The 18614-nt window shown below is 35.7% G+C and carries 18 protein-coding genes; 8 read left to right on the forward strand and 10 right to left on the reverse strand.

What is annotated here, in order from left to right:
- Window positions 1-101: 101 nt before the first annotated feature.
- From AC2A1D_RS09570 to AC2A1D_RS09585, 4 genes are read right to left on the reverse strand one after another with little or no spacing between them, the layout of a single operon-like run.
- Window positions 102-782 (reverse strand): RluA family pseudouridine synthase, encoded by a 681-nt coding sequence (locus tag AC2A1D_RS09570; protein ID WP_484043418.1) that lies wholly within the window; start codon window positions 780-782, stop codon window positions 102-104.
- A 2-nt stretch (window positions 783-784) separates the two neighbouring features.
- Window positions 785-1111: a hypothetical protein gene (locus AC2A1D_RS09575; protein WP_484043419.1), complete on the reverse strand. Its 327-nt coding sequence runs from the start codon at window positions 1109-1111 to the stop codon at window positions 785-787.
- Complete coding sequence (panB, locus tag AC2A1D_RS09580) at window positions 1111-1926, reverse strand: 3-methyl-2-oxobutanoate hydroxymethyltransferase (RefSeq protein WP_484043420.1); 816 nt, start codon at window positions 1924-1926, stop codon at window positions 1111-1113. Before panB ends, AC2A1D_RS09575 begins: the two co-directional genes overlap by 1 nt.
- A gap of 60 nt (window positions 1927-1986) precedes the next feature.
- Complete coding sequence (locus AC2A1D_RS09585) at window positions 1987-2700, reverse strand: Crp/Fnr family transcriptional regulator (protein ID WP_484043421.1); 714 nt, start codon at window positions 2698-2700, stop codon at window positions 1987-1989.
- Between the two features lie 90 nt (window positions 2701-2790).
- Here AC2A1D_RS09585 and AC2A1D_RS09590 point away from each other — a divergent pair, with 90 nt between their 5' ends.
- The 8 genes from AC2A1D_RS09590 (at window position 2791) to AC2A1D_RS09625 (ending at window position 11634) form a co-directional block, all read left to right on the forward strand.
- Window positions 2791-5169, forward strand: coding sequence for a heavy metal translocating P-type ATPase (locus tag AC2A1D_RS09590; RefSeq protein ID WP_484043422.1), 2379 nt, complete (start codon window positions 2791-2793; stop codon window positions 5167-5169).
- Between the two features lie 109 nt (window positions 5170-5278).
- On the forward strand, window positions 5279-5497 hold the full coding sequence (ccoS, locus tag AC2A1D_RS09595; RefSeq protein ID WP_484043423.1) for a cbb3-type cytochrome oxidase assembly protein CcoS: 219 nt from the start codon (window positions 5279-5281) through the stop codon (window positions 5495-5497).
- Window positions 5498-5504: 7 nt separating this feature from the next.
- On the forward strand, window positions 5505-7766 hold the full coding sequence (ccoN, locus tag AC2A1D_RS09600) for a cytochrome-c oxidase, cbb3-type subunit I (RefSeq protein ID WP_484043424.1): 2262 nt from the start codon (window positions 5505-5507) through the stop codon (window positions 7764-7766).
- Between the two features lie 15 nt (window positions 7767-7781).
- Entirely contained in the window at window positions 7782-7979 is a 198-nt protein-coding gene (locus AC2A1D_RS09605; RefSeq protein ID WP_484043425.1) for a cbb3-type cytochrome oxidase subunit 3, read from the forward strand.
- A gap of 10 nt (window positions 7980-7989) precedes the next feature.
- Window positions 7990-8868, forward strand: a complete 879-nt coding sequence (locus AC2A1D_RS09610) for a c-type cytochrome (protein WP_484043426.1) — start codon at window positions 7990-7992, stop codon at window positions 8866-8868.
- Between the two features lie 103 nt (window positions 8869-8971).
- Complete coding sequence (gene ccoG, locus AC2A1D_RS09615) at window positions 8972-10420, forward strand: cytochrome c oxidase accessory protein CcoG (protein WP_484043427.1); 1449 nt, start codon at window positions 8972-8974, stop codon at window positions 10418-10420.
- Window positions 10421-10429: 9 nt separating this feature from the next.
- Complete coding sequence (locus AC2A1D_RS09620; RefSeq protein ID WP_484043428.1) at window positions 10430-10882, forward strand: FixH family protein; 453 nt, start codon at window positions 10430-10432, stop codon at window positions 10880-10882.
- Window positions 10873-11634 carry a sulfite exporter TauE/SafE family protein gene (locus AC2A1D_RS09625; RefSeq protein WP_484043429.1) on the forward strand — a complete coding sequence of 254 codons (762 nt, stop codon included), beginning with the start codon at window positions 10873-10875 and terminating at the stop codon, window positions 11632-11634. Before AC2A1D_RS09620 ends, AC2A1D_RS09625 begins: the two co-directional genes overlap by 10 nt.
- A gap of 163 nt (window positions 11635-11797) precedes the next feature.
- Here AC2A1D_RS09625 and AC2A1D_RS09630 read toward each other — a convergent pair whose 3' ends face one another.
- From AC2A1D_RS09630 to AC2A1D_RS09655, 6 genes are all read right to left on the reverse strand, one after another.
- On the reverse strand, window positions 11798-12103 hold the full coding sequence (locus tag AC2A1D_RS09630; protein WP_484043430.1) for a hypothetical protein: 306 nt from the start codon (window positions 12101-12103) through the stop codon (window positions 11798-11800).
- A gap of 688 nt (window positions 12104-12791) precedes the next feature.
- The gene (fabF, locus tag AC2A1D_RS09635; protein WP_484043431.1) at window positions 12792-14030 is read right to left on the reverse strand and encodes a beta-ketoacyl-ACP synthase II; all 1239 of its coding nucleotides are present in this window, start codon (window positions 14028-14030) and stop codon (window positions 12792-12794) included.
- Window positions 14031-14037: 7 nt separating this feature from the next.
- The gene (locus AC2A1D_RS09640) at window positions 14038-14463 is read right to left on the reverse strand and encodes a PaaI family thioesterase (protein ID WP_484043432.1); all 426 of its coding nucleotides are present in this window, start codon (window positions 14461-14463) and stop codon (window positions 14038-14040) included.
- 10 nt (window positions 14464-14473) lie between these two features.
- Window positions 14474-15070 carry a TetR/AcrR family transcriptional regulator gene (locus tag AC2A1D_RS09645; RefSeq protein WP_484043433.1) on the reverse strand — a complete coding sequence of 199 codons (597 nt, stop codon included), beginning with the start codon at window positions 15068-15070 and terminating at the stop codon, window positions 14474-14476.
- Window positions 15071-15239: 169 nt separating this feature from the next.
- A complete protein-coding gene (locus AC2A1D_RS09650; protein ID WP_484043434.1) occupies window positions 15240-15659 on the reverse strand; it encodes an OsmC family protein in 420 nt (139 codons plus the stop codon).
- A gap of 177 nt (window positions 15660-15836) precedes the next feature.
- Window positions 15837-18518 (reverse strand): TonB-dependent receptor domain-containing protein, encoded by a 2682-nt coding sequence (locus AC2A1D_RS09655; RefSeq protein ID WP_484043435.1) that lies wholly within the window; start codon window positions 18516-18518, stop codon window positions 15837-15839.
- Window positions 18519-18614: the final 96 nt, after the last annotated feature.

The following is an 18614-nucleotide window of genomic DNA, read 5'->3' on the forward strand; positions in this document are numbered from 1 at the left end:
AAAATAAATTAACAAAAAACGGTTCCGAAATTCAGAACCGTTTTTTGTTTTAATATGATAGTACTTCATCCTATCCTTTACTAAGTCGTCCCTTCGGAACCTTAAAATTCTTCACAAGCTCGCCAAACTGCATCGTTTTGAGGAACTGGCGCTATAATTACAACATTTTCTTTCGTTACAGGATGTATAAACTCCAACTTTCGTGCATGAAGATTGATTCCGCCATCTGGATTTGAACGAGGAGCACCGTACTTTAAATCTCCCTTAATCGGAACACCAGTTTTTGAAAGTTGTGCACGAATTTGATGATGTCTTCCGGTTTCCAAATCAATTTCTAAAAGAAGATAATTTTCTAAAGTTTTGATGAGATTATAGGTAAGAATTGCCTCTTTTGCACCTTCCGTAGCTTTAGGAAAAACAATTGCTTTATTATTTTTTTCGTTTTTCTTTAAATAATGAACCAATCGCTGACTTTGAGGAATCATTTCTTTGGCAACAACCGCCCAATACGTTTTTTTGATTTCTCGGCTCTTCACCATTTGGGTAAGTCTCGACAATGCTTTGGAGGTTTTAGCATAAATCACTAAGCCAGAAGTTGGCCTATCAATTCTATGCACCAAACCAAGGAAAACATTTCCGGGTTTATTATCTCTTTTTTTGATGAAATTTTTAATGGAATCTAGCAAAGATTCATCGCCGGTTTTATCACCCTGAACCAATTGCCCCACCTTTTTATTAATTACCAAAAGATGGTTGTCTTCATACACAATTTGCTCTTCCATGCCTATCTTTGCTGAGATTGTCTATTGAAAAAACTAATAATTACTCCTGCAAATAACCCAATTGTTTTAATCCCGGAAAAACGAGAATCTAAAGGTAAAAAAGCACCAACAATACACAATGCCGCTGCAATGTACATCGGGTACAGATAATTTCTGTTCGGAATAAAAGGCGCCTGTACAATAAATGAAGCTCCTACCAAAATGTAGAAAAGTCTTTTAGACAATAATATGGTAATCTCTTCTGGTAAAAAATGAAACCAACCTACAATTAAACACAAAAGTGCCGCGATTGATAAAATTCCCTGCGCCGATTTTAATTGATTATTCATTAATAACTTTCGTTTTGATTAGGAAATTCAGAAGATTTTACATCTTTCACGTATTGAGAAACCGCTCCTGTAATTTCAGTATATAAATCGAGGTATCTTCTTAAAAATTTAGGTGAAAAACCTTTGTTCATTCCCACCATATCGTGGTACACCAAAACTTGTCCGTCGCAATGAGGTCCAGCTCCAATACCAATTGTCGGAATTGAAATACTTTCTGTAACTCTTTTCGCCAAATCTGCAGGAATTTTCTCCAAAACAACTCCAAAACAGCCCAATTCTTCAAGTAATTTGGCATCGTTTATTAGTTTTTCAGCTTCCGCTTCTTCTTTTGCTCTTACTTTATACGTTCCGAATTGATAAATAGACTGTGGAGTTAAACCCAAATGTCCCATAATCGGAATTCCAGCATTGATGATTTTCTTAATTGATTTTGAAATTTCTTTTCCTCCCTCAATTTTAATCGCATGAGCACCACCTTCTTTCATCATTCTCACGGCAGATTCCAAAGCCAAATCTGGATTACTTTGATAAGTTCCGAAAGGCAAATCTGCAATAACCAAAGCTCTTTCTGTACCTCTTACCACACTTTGAGTATGATAAATCATTTGGTCTAAAGTAATAGGAAGAGTGGTTTCAAATCCCGCCATAACGTTTGCGGCAGAATCTCCAATCAATATCGTGTCTACGCCACCCGCATCTACCATTTTTGCTGTGGTAAAATCGTATGCAGTAAGCATGGTTATTTTCTCCTTGTCGAATTTCATTTTTCGCAAGGTTTCTGTTGTAACTTTTTTAATTTCAGAATGAACAGACATAATGGGTGTGATTGTTTAAAAGTTAAAAAGTCGGCTAAAGCCGACTTGTATTGAGTATTTCTATAAAACTACGTGACCGAGTTTCATTAATTTATCGTGATTGAGAATTTTAATATTTCTACCATCCACTTCTATGAGTTGGTCTCCTTTAAATTCAGAAATTAATCTAATAGCACTTTCGGTAGCTGTCCCAATAATGTTGGCAATTTCTTCTCTTGTTAAAGAAATTTTGATAAAACCTTCCGGATCTGTTCCTAATTTCTGCTCTAAAAGAATTAAAATTTCCGCCAATCTTTCTCTCACCGTTTTTTGGGCAAGAAAAGTAATGGTGTTAGACGATTCTCCTAATTCGTAAGAGATTTTTTGAAGCATTACGAAAGAAAGTTGTGAATCTACTTCCAAAAGATGCATAAAAACATCGGAAGGTAGAAAAACACATTCGATATCCGTCATTGCTTCAGCTTTTGCCTGAAAGTTTTCACCACAAAGTAGCGCGCGATATCCAATCATATCACCTTCTTTAATAAATCTTAAAATTTGGTCTTTGCCAAAAGCTCCGGATTTTGATAGTTTTGCTGCTCCCTTTTCTATCACGAATATCCCTTTCGGAATCTCTCCATCCTCGAAAATAATATCGTGTTTGTGAAAAGTAAATCTTTTTTTAGCGTTAAAATATCTTTCGTAATCTTCCACTGAGAGCCTTTCTTTAAAGGATTCATCGTTAAAAACTTTGGCAAATCTCTCTTCAATGGCAATTTGTTGTTCCTGCGACATTCTAATATGACATTTATCACAAAAATAGAACATTTTAGCTCGATAAACAAAAAAAAATGTTATAATTTTGTAAGCCAATATTTTACGAAAGTGAGCGAGAACTGTTTTCATTGTGGACAAGACATAGAAAAAGAAAGAATTGAATTTGATGAAAAGCTTTTTTGTTGTACAGGTTGTAAGTCGGTTTATGAGATTTTAAATCTGAACAATCTTGGTAATTTCTACGAGCTCAATAAAAAAGCAGGTATTCGTCCAGGCGACGATTCTTCTAACCAGTTTGATTATCTCGACACACAAGAAATTTTCGATAAAATCACAGACTTTTCCGAAGGAAATACAAGTTTAGTTACTTTCAAAATCCCTGTAATTCATTGCTCTTCTTGTATTTGGTTGCTTGAAAGTTTACATACTTTAAATCCAAACATTAAGTATTCTCAGGTAAATTTCACGAGAAAAACGCTACAGATTTCATTCAATCATAAAGAATTAAAATTAAGCGAACTTGCCAATTTCTTGACCAATCTTGGCTACAAACCAGTCATCAGTCTTGAAACGGCTGAGAAAAATGAGGAAACTTTAGACAAATCTCTTCTCATCAAATTTGTTGTTGCCGCTTTTGCTTTCGGAAACGGAATGTTTCTTTCTCTTCCTGAATACATGAACGAGCAAGATTTCTGGATGCAGCACTACAAAGGGCTTTTCAGAATTTTGATGATGATTTTGGCGATTCCGGTTGTCTTTTATTCCGCTTCAGATTATTACAAATCTGCATGGTATGGTTTAAAAAATAAAATCGTGAATATCGACGTTCCTATTGTCTTAGGAATTCTGGTACTTTTCGGAAGAAGTGTCTACGAGATTTTCACCAATTACGGACCTGGATATTTCGACACGCTATGCGGATTGCTTTTCTTCATGTTGATGGGGAAAATATTCCAAAAAAGAACCTACAGCGCACTTTCTTACGATAGAGATTACAAATCTTTTTACCCAATTGCGGTTACAAAAGTTGACTTTGAAGGTCAACAAAACAACATTCTTCTTTCCGAAATTAAAATCGGAGACAGAATTTTGGTAAGAAACCAAGAAATTATTCCTGTAGATGCTATTTTAATTAATGGTGAAGGAAATATCGACAACAGTTTTATTACCGGCGAAAGCGCAACCATTGCAAAGCAACCCGGAGATAAAATTTTCGCAGGAGGAAAACAAATCGGGTCTGTTTTAGAGCTTGAAGTAATAAAAAATGTAGACCAAAGTTACCTTACCCAACTTTGGAACAAAGAAGCTTTCAAAAAGCACGAAACAGGTTTAGACACACTTACGAATAACATTAGCAAATACTTTACTTTTATCATTTTAGGAATTGCCTTAATTTCCGGAATTTATTGGGCAACGGTAGATTTAGAAAAAATGTTCCAAGTAATTTCTGCGATTTTAATTATTGCTTGTCCGTGTGCTTTGGCACTTTCTGCTCCGTTTACTTTTGGGCATATTATGAGAATTTTAGGTCGAAATAAATTCTACGTAAAAGATACTTTAACGATTGAGAAAATCTCTAAACTCGACACGATTGTTTTTGATAAAACCGGAACGATTACCCAAAGAAAAAAATCAAACATCAAATACGATGGTGAAGAAATTTATGAATTTGATTTACTGAATATCAAATCATTACTAAAAAACTCAAACCATCCTTTATCTAAATCTTTGTATGAATTTTTAGAAGCCAAAGATGAGTATTATCCTGTAGAAAATTTCACAGAAATTTCTGGGAAGGGTTACGAAGCGAACGTTCGTGGAAATTCATATAAAATAGGCTCTGCAAAATACAACAACAAAGAACCTAAAAATCTTGAAACCGCTGTTTACGTTAGCAAAAATGGAGAGTTTCTTGGGAAATTTGTTTTCAAAAACGAATACCGAGAAAATCTTAAAAACTTATTTTCAAAGCTGAATCTTTACAAAATTTACATTTTAAGTGGAGACAATTCTTCTGAGGAAGAACATTTGAAAAATTTAATCCCGAAGAACAGCGGTTTAGCATTCAACCAAAGTCCGGAAGACAAACTGAATTTCATTAAAAACCTTCAAGACAATCATCATAAAGTCGCGATGCTTGGCGATGGCTTGAACGACGCCGGAGCTTTGAAACAAAGCAACGTTGGAATTGCTATTTCAGACGACTCCAATAGCTTCACTCCTTCTTCTGACGTGATTATGAATGGTGAAAAAGTGGTAGATTTAGACAAATACTTAAACGTCGCAAAAGGCTCGATTACGATTGTAAAAATCACCTTTATCATTAGTTTTCTTTACAATATTGTAGGTTTAAGCTACGCTGTAACCGGACACATGCATCCGCTTTTCGCAGCAATTTTGATGCCGATAAGCTCGATAACTGTTGTAACCTTCACCACCATTTCTACATGGATTCTGGGTAGGAAATACTTTAAAAAGCAGCGTTAAAAAGGCTTATTTAGATTAGTTTTAAATTAGCCAAAGCCCGGTTTTCGTGATTAATCTCATTATTTTTCCTTAAATTTGAACCCCGAAAAAGGGTTAATTTTGTTGGCAAATGGATATTCTATACTTAATGATCCTTTGCAGCGTTTCTTTAGCTGCTGTTTTCCTGGTAGTTTTTATAATTTTTGCCAGAAAAGGACAATTTGAGGACGATGAATCTCCTGCTGTACGTATTCTTTTTGATTCTGAGGAGATTAAAGAGAAAAAAAGCGAAACAGGAGAAAGAAAACCCGAAAATTTAAGAGAAAATAATAAAGAAAAAAGTGAATAGTTAAAATATGGAGACACAAAAGTTTAGTTATGACAACAGTATTGTTCGGGCATTCCTGTACGCAACCATAGTATTTGGTATCGTAGGGTTTTTGTTTGGGCTTACAGCGGCATTAATGCTTTTCTACCCTGAGCTTCCGGAATTTTTCTTCGGAACAGATGATCCTTCGATCAAAAGTTTAGCATCAAACCACATTACAGGTTTGATTAACACACAAGGAGCATTCGGTTTTGGGCGAATAAGAATGTTGCATACTAGTTCTGTAATCTTTGCATTCGTTTGTAACATCGTTTATGTAGGTGTTTATTACTCATTGCAAAGACTTTTAAAAACAAGAATGTACAGCGACACATTATCTTGGATTCATTTCTGGTCTTGGCAGATTATGATTGTAAGTGTGGTAATTACATTCTTAATGGGTATTAATACTTCAAAAGAGTATGCAGAACACGAATGGCCAATTGATATTTTAATTACTTTCTCTTGGGTTGTCTTCGGTATCAACATGTTTGCAACTATCGCTAAGAGAAGAGTAAGACACCTTTATGTAGCAATTTGGTTCTACATTGGAACTTGGGTAGCAGTAGCTATGCTTCACATTTTCAACAACCTTGAGGTTCCTTTATCTTTTGCGGGATGGAAATCTTATTCAGCTTACGCAGGTGCAAAAGACGCTATTGTACAATGGTGGTATGGTCACAATGCAGTAGCATTCGTATTAACAACTCCGGTTCTTGGTTTGATGTATTATTTCTTACCGAAAGCAGCAGACAGACCGGTATTCTCATATAAATTATCAATCATTCACTTCTGGTCATTGATTTTCGTATACATTTGGGCTGGTCCTCACCACCTTCAGTATACAGCTTTACCAGCGTGGGCACAAGCAGTGGGAACTGGTTTCTCTATCATGTTGATTGCACCATCTTGGGGAGGAATGTTGAATGGGCTTCTTACACTAAGAGGAGCTTGGGATAAAGTAAGAGAAAACCCAATCTTGAAATTCTTCGTAGTAGCCGTTACTTGTTATGGTATGGCAACTTTTGAAGGACCGCTTTTGGCTACTAAGAACATCAATAAAATTGGTCACTTTACAGACTGGGTTATTGGGCACGTTCACTTAGGAGCTTTAGGATGGAATGGTTTTATGGCATTTGGTGTTATTTACTATTTGATTCCTGTTCTTTGGAGAACAAAATTATATTCTACAAAATTAGCTAACTGGCATTTCTGGTTAGGAACTTTAGGGATTATTTTCTATGCAGTTCCTATGTATATTTCTGGTTTCACTCAAGGTTTGATGTGGAAGCAGTTTAACCCAGATGGTACTTTACTTTACAAAAACTGGTTAGATACTGTAACAGCAATTATTCCTTTCTTTAAATTAAGATTTGTAGGAGGTTTGTTTTATCTTTCTGGAGCATTACTAATGGTTTATAATGCTTACAAAACGATTAAGGCTGGTTCTTTCCAAAAAGATGTTCCTGCAGAAGCACCTGCATTGGCAAACATCAGCAAACAAAGAAAAGAAGGAGAAGGTACTCACCTTTGGTTAGAAAGAACTCCGGTTCTTATGGGAATTTTATCATTATTAACCATTTCAATTGGTTCTATGGTAGAAATTGTACCAACGTTATCTTTAAAGAAAAGTGTACCTACAATTTCAGCGGTGAAGCCTTATTCACCACTAGAATTAGAAGGTAGAGATTTATACATCAGAGAAGGTTGTAATGCTTGCCATTCTCAAATGGTAAGACCATTTAGAGACGAGATTGTAAGATTCAACGGTAAAAACGGACAGTACTCTAAAGCTGGAGAGTTTGTTTACGACAGACCTTTCCTTTGGGGATCTAAAAGAACAGGGCCAGATTTGCATAGAGAAGGTGGTAAAAACCCTAGTTCTTGGCATTACAAACACATGTACAACCCAAGACAAACTTCAGCAGGTTCTATCATGCCTCGTTACCCTTGGTTAATCGCTAACGATTTAGACAGATCTAAAATGGTTGATAAAATGAAGTTGATGAAGAATGCTTTTGATGTACCTTACACTAAAGCACAAATTGATTCAGCTGATAAATGGGCAGACAACCAAGCAGCAAAAATTGTAAAAGATATTTATAGTGAAGCTGCAGATGTTAAAGATCAGTACGCTAAAAAACCAAAAGGAGAATTAGAGAAAAAAGAAATCGTAGCTTTAATCTCTTATCTACAAAGATTAGGTACCGATATTAAAACGACAGAAGTAAAAACAGCAAGTAATAACTAAAACTTAAAATTTTAAATGATTCCTCAGAATTTTAAAGACATCTTATCCAATACGGAAAATGCAGGTTTTTATCAAACATTGGCTTTGATTCTTTTTATTCTGTTTTTCGTCTCACTTATAATTTACGTTTTTAGTAAGCCGAAAAAATATTACAACGAGGAAGAACATGCCCCGTTAGATGATGATCAGGATGATTTTAATTTAAAAAATTAAACAATTTATTATGAAACAAAGAACCCCGGTTTTCGTAAATATTCTTATAATTGTAGTACTACTTACTATTTTTTATTATCTGTTTGTACAGAGTTATTCTTTCTTTAGTTCACCATATTTTTGGGGTACTGTAGTAATTGGTGCTATTATGGCTTACATTCACAGTGCAATTGGTGATTTAATTGAGAATAACAAGTTTAAAAAACTTTCTGCTGAAGAAAAGGCAGCTTATCTTGCTGAAAAAAGAATTCCTTATTTCAAAAGATTATATGCAGCAGCTTTCAAAAAGCAATCAGATACAGAAGAAAAAGATATTCTTATTGACCACGGTTTCGATGGAATTATGGAGCTAGACAATGCTCTTCCAAAATGGTGGCTTGGTTTATTCTGGTTCGGAACTGCATTCTGTGTACTATACATTGCCGCATATGCTTTCACAGATTTTGCAAGTCCTATTAAAGAGTACGAAATCGAATATAAAGAACAAGAAGCTAGCGTAGCTAAATACTTGGCAGACCAACCTCCGGTAACGATCGAAAACGCCGAGTTTTCTGAAGACAACATTGCTGCAGGGGAAGAAGTTTTCAAAACAAACTGTGTATCTTGTCACTCAGATGGTGGTAGAGGAGGTATTGGTCCTAACCTTACTGATAACTTCTGGAACAACCAACCTGAAAAGAAACTATTCAAAAACGTATTCCATGTAGTTGAAAATGGAGTTACAGGTACAGCGATGCAAGCTTGGGGTAAGAATGGTGTTCTTACTGGAAACGATATTCAAAATGTTGCAGCTTACGTTTATTCTATAAACCAAATGAAAAAGCCAATTACAGTACAAGAAGGCGGAGCGCCTCCTTACGGTAAAGAAGCTAATTGGGAAAAACAGTAAAACGTAATTAACTAAAATATAAAATGAAACATAATTTGTTATTAATTTAAAACCTTAAATAAAATAACAGATTATGTTTTTTCTTTTTTAAAACATAGAGCAAATGGCAAACACAGAAGATGCAAGAGGCGGACAAGGACAGGTTTTAGATCCCGAAACTTACAGAGACTCCATAGGTACTATGGAGCAGTCTGGTAAAAGGAAATGGGTTTTTCCCAGAAAGCCTAAAGGAAAATATACCAACTATAGAAATATTGTAAGCTACTTATTACTTATTGTATATTTTGCGATTCCCTTTATAAAAATAAATGGAAACCCACTCCTATTATTCAATGTTATAGACAGAGAGTTCTTCATCTTCGGGCAACCATTTTATCCGCAAGACTTCTTTATTCTTACTTTAGGAGCCATTGCTTCACTTATATTCATTATTGTATTTACTATTGCTTTCGGAAGAATATTCTGTGGATGGATTTGTCCACAAACGATTTTTTTGGAAATGATTTTCAGAAAAATAGAATACGCTATCGATGGAGATCGTAATAAGCAAATGAAACTTGCAAAACAAGAATGGAACAGCGAAAAAATAATGAAAAGATCTCTTAAGTGGTCTATTTACATTCTAATTTCTTTAATAATTACTCACATCATGTTTATGTACATTGTGGGCTACGAAGAAGTTATAAATATTGTTTCACAAGGCCCTTTCGAGAATTTAACCAACTTTGTGGTGATGATACTCTTTACGGCTGCATTTTACTTTGTTTTTGCCTGGTTCAGAGAACAAGTTTGTACCTTGGTTTGTCCTTACGGAAGACTTCAAGGAGTTTTAATCGATAAAGACACCATCAACGTATTTTACGATTTCAAAAGAGGGGAAAACCGTTCCAAATGGAGAAAAGGGGAAGACAGAACCGTTGCTGGAAAAGGAGACTGTATCGATTGTAACCAGTGCGTTGTCGTTTGCCCAACAGGAATTGATATTCGCGACGGACAGCAATTAGAATGCGTAAACTGTACCGCTTGTATCGACGCCTGCGACGAGGTAATGGAAAAAGTAGGGCTTCCGAAAGGATTAATTCGCTACGCTTCTGAAAACGAAATCGAAAACCGTACAGAGTTCAAATTTACCGGAAGAATGAAAGGCTTTGCCTTAATTCTAGTTTTCTTAGTAGGATTTTTAGGCTTTCTATTGTACAACAGAGGCGATATGGAAGCTAAATTCATCAAACCTGCAGGAAGTACTTTCTTCGTAAGAGACGGAAAAATAAGCAATACCTACAATTACACGTTCCTTAATAAAACGAATGATAAAAAAACGGTTACAATTAAAGTAATTTCACCTGCTCATGCAGAAGTTACCTACAGCGGATCAAGCAAAATAGTGATAGAAAGAGACAAAATTTCAAAAGGAACCATCAACATCAGCTTTCCAGAAAAGGATATTAAACTTTCAAAACAAAACATCACGATTGGTGTTTATGACATGAAAGGAAAGCTAATAGACTCGTATCAAACCTATTTTGAAGGACCTTTTAAACTACAATTTTAAAATTTAAAAATGAAAAATCTAAGTTGGGGACATGGCGTAGTTATCGCATTATTCGCATTCATTGCATTTATACTTTCTATGCTTTTTCTTTTTCCGAACGGACAGAAAAATTCTGAAATGGTAACCGATAATTACTATGAAGAAGAGCTTCAGTATCAAGACGTAATCGATGCTAAAAAACGTGCCGACGAATTGGTAAACAAACCCATCTACAGCCAAAGTTCTAAAGGAATTACCATTAAATTTCCTGCAGATTACAACAACGGAAATGCTAAAGTAAAATTTGTTCTAAACCGAACAGATGATCAAAATTTAGACATCAAAAAAGATGTTGTTCTAGATGTTCAAAAATCTTTTACAATACCTGCAAGTGTCCTAAAAATGGGCAATTATACACTTAGACTTTCATGGGTTAAAAACAATACAGAGTACAGAATAGATTACGATGTAATATGGAAATAACCCTTATCATATCTGCATTGGGGCTCGGCTTTGCGTCGGGCTTTCATTGCATAGGTATGTGTGGTCCCATTGCGCTTTCAATGGGTTTAAGCAAAAAACAAGCAACCAATTATTACTTACAAAATCTCACCTATCAATTTGGGAGAATATTAACATACTCGCTTTTAGGAGCTTTATTAGGAATTATTGGCGAAGGTTTTGAGTTTGCGGGATTCCAAAGATATCTTACCATTGGTGTAGGAGTTTTGCTTATCATCATGGCGTTATTTTCCTTTGGTGGAAAAGATTTTGCGTCTCGACTTCCTTTTATTTCTAAATTTCTCTTTAAAGTAAAATCAAATCTTGGTAAACTTTTACAAAAAGCAGATTATCGCTCCAGATTCACGACAGGAATTCTTAACGGATTTCTTCCTTGCGGAATGGTTTACATGGCACTCACCGCAAGTTTAGCCAGTGGTGGCATTTGGCAAGGCGCAAGTTTTATGGCGATTTTCGGTTTGGGAACATTGCCTTTTATGTTTACCGTGGTCTTGGTTGGAAACTTAATGAATCAAGCATTTAGAATTAAAATCTTAAAATTCGTTCCCGTTGTAATGATTTTACTGGGTGGATTGTTTATTCTAAGAGGTCTAGAACTTGGGATTCCTTACATCTCTCCCCCAAAAGCAGCAATGAAAGTATCTCCCGAACACGACATTAATTGTCACAACACAGACCCCAATCACAAACATAACCCGGCGACTTGTCATTAAACCCAATCTTTGCGAGTAAGATTTCCTTACATTCGTAGGAATGACCAAGCAATCTTCGAACAGACTGCTTTTCTATTGTAAACCTTGTCAAGGTTAATCACAGTATTTATTGTAACCTTGACAAGGTTTGGTTTTAGGCTTTACCTTTTTATTAGAGTGTTTGTCATTCTATGATTTTTAAATGTTTGATTAGAATTTCTTCAACTTCTTCTGCGGATAAATTGTCAAAGTCATCTCCGGGTGTATAAGGAAAGTCATCTCTTGTCGGTGGGTTTTCAAGCGAAATAAAAAACATATTGTTGGAATTGCCATTATCAGTAATGTAAACAGTATATTTTTTTGTTTTGTCTGCAAGTCCAATTGCTGTGTTGTCGGCATCCCAATAGTCCGTTACTATGATATTCTCTGAGCCATATTTTTCTAAAAGAAGGTCTGTCAATTGCTTTATTTTTTGGGTTTTTTGTTCCAATAGTATAAATTTTTGTATTTAAATGTCGTCTTTATTGGTTGTAGACAACACCCAATTATATACAAGTACGATTTATCGAGCATATTCTTCTCCTCCTAAATATACAATTCATCCCTCAATGATTTTTATGGTTTGCCTTATTAGCAAAAAAAAATATTTCATTACAAACAAGGGTGTTTCTCCTCTCTGCATTTTTACATTGATTTAAAACACCCCTGTTTGCCCTTTCTGCAATTTAACTTTAATCACAAACAACGATGTTTGTAATAAAATACATTTTACATTGAATTAAAACACCCCTGTTTGTCCTTTCTGCAATTTTACATTAATCACAAACAACGTTGTTTGTAATAAAATACATTTTACATTGAATTAAAACAGAGGTATTTGTCCTTTCCCAAAAAGTCATTTTATTGCAAACAGGGGTGTTTGTCCTTTCACGGAAATTCATTTTATTACAAACAAGGGTGTTTGTCCTTTCCCAAAAAATCATTTTATTGCAAACAGGGGTGTTTGTCCTTTCACGGAAATTCATTTTATTACAAACAAGATTGTAGAAATTGTCATTGCGACAAGAAACGACGAAGCAATCTATTGAAAAGTTATTACCCAAGTTCAATAGATTGCTTCACTTCGTTCGCAATGACGTTACTTTCAACAGATTGTTTCGCTACGTTCGCAATGACGATTAAATCTTCTTAAACACCAAAGTTGCATTATGCCCTCCGAAACCGAAGGCGTTGCTTAGTGCCACATTAATATTTTTCTCTTTAGCTTCTCCAAAGATGATGTTTACATCCGTTGGAATATTTTCGTCTAAACGGTGTAGGTTTATCGTTGGTGGAATGATTCCTTTTTCAATTGCTTTTACTGAAAGAATAGCTTCTGCCGCTCCTGCTGCACCCAACAAATGCCCCGTCATCGATTTGGTTGCACTGATGTCTAGGTTTTTACTGCCTTTAAATAACTTGCTGATTCCTCTCAGCTCAATTAAATCTCCCAAAGGCGTAGATGTCGCATGCGGATTCAGATAATCTACATCTTCAATATTGGCTCCTGCTTCGTCCAAAGCCAATTGCATTGCCTTAATGGCTCCTACTCCATCGGGATGCGGCGCCGTCATGTGATACGCATCTGCCGTCATCGCTGCACCAGCCAATTCTGCGTAGATTTTTGCACCTCTAGCTTTGGCGTGTTCATATTCTTCTAAAACTAAAGCTCCGGCTCCTTCTCCCATCACAAAACCATCTCTATCGGCATCATAAGGACGACTTGCCGTAGCAAAATCATCATTTCTTGTAGACATGGCTTTCATAATCGAGAAACCGCCGACGGAAGCGGGTGTAATTGCGGCTTCAGAACCACCACTTACAATGGCTTTTGCTTTTCCTAAACGAATGTAATTAAAGGCATCCATCAACGCAGTGTTTCCTGTTGCACATGCAGAAATTGTGGTATAATTAATTCCCTGCAAACCAAACTTCATCGAAATCATTCCTGAAGCCATATTTGCAATAAATTTAGGCACGAAAAATGGGTTAAAACGAGGTGTTCCATCGCCGTGAGCAAATTCCATTACTTCAGATTCGAAGGTCCACATACCTCCTTGCCCGGTTCCCCATATTACGCCGGTATCAAAAGGATCCATATTTTCTAAATCTAAACCAGAATCTTGCAAAGCTTCTGCAGAAGCGTACATCGCATACTGGGTGAAGAGGTCACTTCTTTTAATTTCGTTGTGGTTTAAATATACTTTTGGGTCGAAGTTTTTTACTTCGTTGGCGAAATGTACTTTAAATTTTTCTGTGTCGAAATGGGTAATTAATCCTGCTCCGCTTTTTCCGTTGACGCTATTTTGCCAGAATTCTTCTACATTGTTTCCTAAAGGCGTCACCGCGCCCATTCCTGTAATAACAACTCTTTTCATTGTAATTTTAGCTATTAATTTTAAATAGATTTGAGGTTCCTCTTGCAATCAATCTGGATTTGTCTGCGTTCCAGATTTCGCATTCTGCGTTTACGAATTGCTTTCCTCTTTTTATAATTTTGGTTTCTGCTACAATCTGATCATGCTCTTTTGCAGCTGAAAAATAATCTATGCTGTTGTTGATCGTTACGATAAAACTGTCTTCGTTTAGCGAAAACATGGTGGCTCCAATAACGTCGTCGATAATTGCCGCCGTTACTCCGCCATGAAGATTCCCCATCGGATTAAGCCATTCTTCGCGAACGGTGTACTGAAATTGAATCTTCCCTTCTTCTGCCGATACAACAATCGGATTGAGCCATTTCATAAACGGTGAAGGCGAGGCGCTGAATTCTTTCCCGATAAAGGTTTGTAATACTTGTAATTTATTCATCTTCTAAGTATTATTTTTTTAGTTCATTATCTATTTTAATTTGAATTTGGTCTAAAGCCTGGTTCAAAAAGCATTCATTTCCTGTAGTTTTTGAAAGGAGAATTCCTCCTTCAATCAACATGATAAACAATGAGGCATATTCTTCTGCATTAACGCTAGAATTCAGCTCGCCATTTTTTTGTCCTTCCTGAATTAAACAAGAAATTGTTGAAATCCAATCTTCAAAAGACTGTTTCACCTGATTTTTAAGCATCGGAAAAGTATCATCCGCTTCTGTCGCCGCATTCATCAAAGGACAACCTCCGTTAAAAAACACAAACTCCCAATTTTTTCTGTAAAACGCCACAAAAGCATGAAGTTTATGTACAACTGTCGGAAATTCGTCTCCAAAAGACCGCCGAAGATTCCTTTTTAAAATCCCGGAATTGTATTTGTAAACTTCCAAAGCCACCTCATCTTTGTTGGCAAAGTTTCCGTAAATACTTCCTTTGGTTAAACCAGTTGCTTCAGTAATATCACTTAAAGACGTAGCCATATACCCTTTGCTATTGAACAAAGAAGCTGTTTTTTCTATAATAAACTGTCTCGTCTTTTCGGCTTTTGACATTATTTAGATTCAAATTCGAATGCAAAGATATAAAATTATACCGATTGGTATATTTAATTTATTAACAATACTGAATATGCTTTGGCTAAAGCCAATTTAGCTTTCTACAAAAGAAAAAAACGGGCTTTAGCCCGTTCTATTGATGTAAATTTAACTTTATCTTATCTCATTAATTAACCAAGGTTGCATTCAAAGTAATTTCAAAGCTAAAAGCCTGGCTTACAGGACAACCTTCTTCGGCGATTTTTGCAAACTTTTGAAAGTCTTCTTCTGAGATACCCGGAATTTTTGCCGTTAAAGTAAGTTCCGACTTTGTAATTTTTCCCAATTGTGGATCTAATGTAATGACGGATTTTGTTGTCAATTCTTCAGGCGTAAAACCTGCTTGAGATAATTCTGCGCTCAGTTTCATTGTAAAACATCCGGCGTGCGCTGCAGCTAAAAGCTCTTCCGGATTGGTTCCTACTCCATCTTCAAAACGGCTTCCAAAAGAATATTGCGTTTGATTCAAAGTTGTGCTTTGTGTTGTGATGTGTCCTTTTCCTTCTTTTACGGTGCCATTCCAAACGGCGGTTGCGTTGCGTTTCATATTAAAATATTTGATGTTAAAAATTAAATTAAAGATACAAAAATGAAACCATGAACTTTTAAAATTACAGTTTAAGAAAACAATAACAACAATTGCAAGTTCTGAATAAACAATATAGTTTGGCTAAAGCCCAAATATTGAATCAAAAAAAAACGGGCTAAAGCCCGTTCCTATTGATTAGAAACTTACATCTAAACCTACATAAAAATTAGCTTTCATAATCGGTGCATAAACCATTCCGCCATCAAAATAATTTCCGAAAGGATTTTTAAAATCTACGATTGCATGTTCTTGATAATACGATGTAAGGTTTTCTCCACCTACATACGCTCTGATTTTTTTATTGAAATTTCTAGCAATTTGCGCATTCAACACTGCATAAGAGTTTGAATACATTGGCAACTGAAATTCGGCAGGGTTTGAATTTGTATTCGGTAATCTTTGTTTTCCAACCATATTTAAAGTAGTGTCGAAACTCCAAAAACCTTCGTTTTTATTTTTGTTGGTTGCATACGCTAAATTCACAAAACCTCTTTGCTTTGCCATAAAGGGCACTTCTCTTCTGCCATCCACATAATCGGCTTGTACATCGTAGTATTTGTATGCCAAACGAACTTCGAAGTTTTTAAACGGACTAAAATCAAACTGAGTTTGGAAAGAACTCGCAAAAGATTTTCCATCTAGGTTATAAAACGTAAGCTGCTGTGGAGAACGGTCTAAATCTACCAAAACCTGGTCTTGGAAATCTGTTCTGAAAAAATCTGCAATAATCGTAGATTTCCTTCCGAAAAGTTTGAATTCTTGCTGTAAACTTGCGCCGTAATTCCAAGCAATCTCTGGCTTTAGACCATAAATATCACCTCCATTTTGCATCACTTGAATGGTTCTATTTGACGCAAAATACTGTTGATTTTCAGCAAAAACATTCGCGGTTCTAAAACCACGCCCTGCAGAAAGTCTTAAAATAGTTTTGGGTGTGAAATCATATTTAAAATTCATTCTTGGTGTAAACTGTGTTCCTGCCAAATTATGAAAATCTACACGCGCACCCGTAACTAAAGTATATTTTGCTCCCGTTAAAGTATATTCTGCAAAAGCACCGGGAACAATTTCATTTCTGCTAAAATTATCCGTTAAATATTTTTCTTGATACCCATCATACATAAAACTTGCTCCAGCTTTGTATTTATGATTGGTATTTCCGATGATGCTTTCAAAAATTAAGTTTGAATAATAGGTTTGCTGTTTCCCAGAGTAATTTCTTAAGCCAAAAAAACTGTCTTGCTGATGATACACATATTGGTTCATCCAACCTAAACTTTGGTAAGGTTTTCCCTTAAAAACGTAGCCTGTTTTGTTCCAAACCTGAAATCTAGAAATATCAATTCCAACTCCGTATAGCGATTGCTCGCTTTGAGGAAGTCTTTTATCGAAACCTATTTGTCCGGAAGTTCTTTCATCTTTAACAAAATTAATTCCGAAATGCGAACCTAAACCAGAACGCTCTAAATCATTATAATTCAACAAATAAGCTGCATTTAACTGCGTTCCTTTTGGTCTATCAAGAAAAGTATCTTCATTCATGTCGGTATCACCAAAAGTTCCGTTTCCGTGAAGGAGAAAAGTTTGTGACCAATGTTCGTTAATTGGAGCAACATGCGTAATATTTGCTTCTGCTCTACCATTAAAATCTGCGAAAAGATTTAAAGAAGTTTCCGGTTTTTCTGCGTTTTTAAGCAATTCTGTATTAATTTGTCCGGTGATGCTTTCGTAGCCATTCGTAACGGTACTTCCTCCTTTCGTTAATTGAATACTTTCTATCCAACGACCAGGAATAAAATTAAGACCATACGCCGAAGCTAGACCACGTATTTGCGGCAAAAGTTCTTGAGTAAGACTTGTATATTTTTGGTCTAAACCCAACATTTTAAGCTGTTTTGTTCCCGTAACCGCATTGCTGAAAGAAACATCTACCGTTGCATTCGTTTCGAAACTTTCTGATAAATTACAACAAGCAGCTTTCAAAAGCTCCTTTTTATCAATGTTAAAAGTAAGTCCCGCTTCTTTTTTGTTTAAAGAAGTTGCCGCCTTTGTCGCAGTAATGCTTACTCCTTGAATAGTATTTTCTTTGTGGTGCTTTTCCTCATCTTCCCCAGTTTCACCTTCAGAATGATGATCGTGTTTTTCTGTTTCGTCACTATGAACTTTTGGATTTGCTTCTCCAAAAGCTGCATCACGGTCGTACAAGCAACAACCGGGCAATTGGCTGTAGACCTTGTCTGTTGTTTTGTACTTTTCGTTGTCGTGGCCAACCTCAGCAATTTTAAGTAAAATTTTATCGGCTGAAGTTTTACTTTCATCAAATTGAAGTTGAACAGTTTGTTTTTCAGCATCCCATTCCGCGAAATCTGCACCCGCGTCTTTTGCTGCTTTCTCGATTCTTGCTTTACAAGAACCGCAATTTCCTTTTACAAAAAATTCGTTCTTTTCTTTAACTCCCCCTTCGTTTGAAACAGCTAAAACGGCAGCATCACGTTCATAATGACAGCATCCTGGAAGATTTTTATAGACATTGTCTTTTGCTCGGTATTTTTCGTTGTCGTGACCAACTTCTGCAAGCTTTTTTAAAATATCGTCTGAAGACAGATTACCTTCCGTTTCAACTGTTAACGTCTGCAAATCAATAGAATAAACTGCTGTTTTTGCTCCTGCTTTTTTGGCGGTAGATTCTATCCTGTTTTTACACATATCGCAGTTTCCTTTTACTTTAAACTGGCTTTTTGATAGATTTTGAGCTGATAAAAAAATTGAAGATAAGAGGAATAAACCCAGAAAAACTCTGGAAATATATAATTTCATTTTGTTTAAAAATTTAGATAATTAAATTAACGTAATTGCTTAAAATGATACAGCATAACATTTATTGGTAAACTGTTACACTGATACATTACTACA

The organism is Chryseobacterium sp. HNCC26DJ239 (genome assembly GCF_057180445.1).